The 793-nt window shown below is 56.2% G+C and carries 1 protein-coding gene; it reads right to left on the bottom strand.

Features of this window, described 5'->3' with window-relative positions:
• On the bottom strand, positions 1 to 793 hold a 793-nt coding region (locus G9Q97_RS24675), incomplete at both ends, for a DUF1549 domain-containing protein (protein WP_166151945.1).

Below are 793 nucleotides of genomic sequence, written 5' to 3'. Positions count from 1 at the left end.
TGGGCTGGTTGTACATCCCCCGGTCCAGGACATAGGTCTGTCTGAGGGTGTCTTTGAAGTCCTCCATCACCGAGACCATGATCCTGCTGCTGTCCCGGTGGTTGACAAAGTCGAGCACGCCGTCCAGGTCATCGTGTTCGATCCACATGATGGGCTGTTTGGCGGGCTTGGAAATGCTCACGTCTCCTTCATAGCCTTTTTCCGGCGTGTTGTTGAAAAAGGCGTACATCTGAAAGTAGTTTTCCTGGGAAATGGGGTCGTATTTGTGGTCATGGCACTGGGCGCATTCCACGGTCATGCCCAGGATGGCCTTGCTGAAGGTGTTGGTCTTGTCCACGTTGTACTCCACGCGGTATTCCTCGGGAATCACACCGCCTTCCTCGGTATATTTGTGGTTCCGGTTAAATGCCGTGGCCAATATCTGCTCCTTGCTCGGTTCGGGCAAAAGGTCGCCTGCCAGCTGCCAGGTGATGAACTGGTCGTAGGGCATGTTTTTGTTGAAGGCATGGATGACCCAGTCGCGGTAGGGCCATTGGGTACGGATATTGTCGTCCTGATAGCCGTAGCTGTCCGAGTACCTGGATATGTCCATCCACAGCACGGCCATGCGCTCGCCGAAAGCGGGGCTTTCCAGCAGGCGGTCGATGATTTTTTCCGTGGCCTGCGGGGACTCATCGGCGGCGTATTCCCGCATCAGCTCCAGGCCCGGAGGAAGACCGGTCAGGTCTATGCTCAGCCTTTTGAGCAGGTGCATTTTGTCTGCGGGGAGGTTTGGCTTCAGCCCGAGTCTGTC

Source organism: Cyclobacterium plantarum (assembly GCF_011290685.1).
Classification (GTDB): domain Bacteria; phylum Bacteroidota; class Bacteroidia; order Cytophagales; family Cyclobacteriaceae; genus Cyclobacterium; species Cyclobacterium plantarum.
The sequence above is the reverse complement of the archived record's forward strand: the minus strand, read 5'-3'. Positions and strand labels throughout refer to the sequence as shown.